Source organism: Mesorhizobium sp. M0833 (assembly GCF_040319905.1).
In the GTDB taxonomy this organism is placed as follows: Bacteria; Pseudomonadota; Alphaproteobacteria; order Rhizobiales; family Rhizobiaceae; genus Mesorhizobium.
Genome location: NZ_JAMYOQ010000085.1, coordinates 1 through 1,411 on the forward strand (window position 1 = coordinate 1; position 1,411 = coordinate 1,411).

At 62.1% G+C, this 1,411-nt stretch carries 2 protein-coding genes; both read left to right on the top strand.

The features are described from left to right. Nucleotides 1-123: 123 nt before the first annotated feature. A complete protein-coding gene (locus NKH98_RS32855; protein ID WP_352904310.1) occupies nucleotides 124-492 on the top strand; it encodes a helix-turn-helix domain-containing protein in 369 nt (122 codons plus the stop codon). Further along, nucleotides 489-1,382 carry an IS3 family transposase gene (locus NKH98_RS32860; protein ID WP_352904311.1) on the top strand — a complete coding sequence of 298 codons (894 nt, stop codon included), beginning with the start codon at nucleotides 489-491 and terminating at the stop codon, nucleotides 1,380-1,382. The genes NKH98_RS32855 and NKH98_RS32860 overlap by 4 nt, the downstream gene beginning before the upstream one ends. Nucleotides 1,383-1,411: the final 29 nt, after the last annotated feature.

The following is a 1,411-nucleotide window of genomic DNA, read 5'->3' on the forward strand; positions in this document are numbered from 1 at the left end:
TGTAGTGCACCCCGATTCTGAGACACGAGAAGGGTAACAGTTCTCCATTAAGGAGAGCTGATGAGGAAAGAAGACCCGGGGCGGCGGTTCAGTCGCGAATTCAAGATAGCTGCGGTGCAACGCATGGCTGCGGGCGCCAACGTGAGCAAGTTGGCGCGGGAGCTCGGCATCTCTCGCAAGGGTCTCTATCAATGGCAGAAGCAGTTTCGTGCAGGCGGGCCAGCAGCTCTGCGCGGTGGCGTGGGTCCGCCGCGAGCGGTACGCCGGCTGGGTGAGGCGCATGACCCGGGCGGTGCAGCGCCGGCATTGCCGTCGGAAGCGCTTGACGAGCTTTCGAAGGCATTGGCTCGGATCGGCGAACTGGAGCGTCTCGTCGGACAGCAGGCGGCCGACCTCGATTTTTTTCAAGAAGCCTTGCAGCACGTCGGGAAAGCGCACCAGCGGAGCGGCGCGCCTGGCGGGACGACATCTACGCGGTCATCCAGTCGATGATGGTGTCCGGGCTGCAAGGCATGATCGCGGTCGAGCGGATGTGCGGGCTAGCTGGCGTGAGCCGATCAGGCTATTACCGGTACTGGCAGGCCTCGTCGCCACGCCGCGAGGAAGCAGGCTTGCGCGATGCCATTCAACGCCTGGCGCTGGCGAACCCACACTATGGCTATCGCCGGATTGCCGTGCTGCTGGGCCGGGAAGCCTGGCATGTGAACCACAAGCGCGTGCTGCGCCTGATGCGGGAGGACAACCTGCTTTGCCTGCGCAGGGCCGCTTTCGTGCCGATGACGACGAATTCCAGGCATGGCTGGCGGATCGTGCCCAATCTGGCAAGAGGCCTCGAACTGGCGGACATCGACCAACTCTGGGTCGCCGACATCACCTATGTCCACCTCGCCGAGGAATTCGCCTATCTGGCTGTCGTGCTCGATGCGTTCAGCCGCAAAGTCATCGGTTGGGCACTGGCGATCCATCTCAGGGCTGAACTGGCGATCGAGGCGCTCGACCAAGCGATTGCGGTGCGCAGGCCGGCACCGGGATCCATCATCCATCACAGCGATCGCGGCGTGCAATATGCCTGTGCCGAGTACGCCGCACGACTTGCGGCACACGACATCCAGCCGAGTATGAGCCGGGTGGGAAATCCCTACGACAATGCCAAGGCCGAGCGCTTCATGCGAACGCTGAAGGAGGAGGAAGCCGACGCCAGAGCCTATCGCGACATCGACGATGCAAGGAACAGGATCGGCGAATTCATCGACGCCGTGTACAACAAGCAGCGCCTACATTCGGCGATCGATTATCAATCGCCGGATGAATATGAAGCCGGCCTAATACGATCGCGGCGGGAAGCCCCTGCGGCGATCTCAGAAACAGAGAACTGTTACTGATCTCTGTCTCACCCGAGGGGTGCACTACA

Coding starts and splice junctions, on each gene's coding strand:
- NKH98_RS32855 (WP_352904310.1), top strand. CDS start 124: ATGGCTGCGGGCGCCAACGTGAGCAAGTTGGCGCGGGAGCTCGGCATC.
- NKH98_RS32860 (WP_352904311.1), top strand. CDS start 489: ATGATGGTGTCCGGGCTGCAAGGCATGATCGCGGTCGAGCGGATGTGC.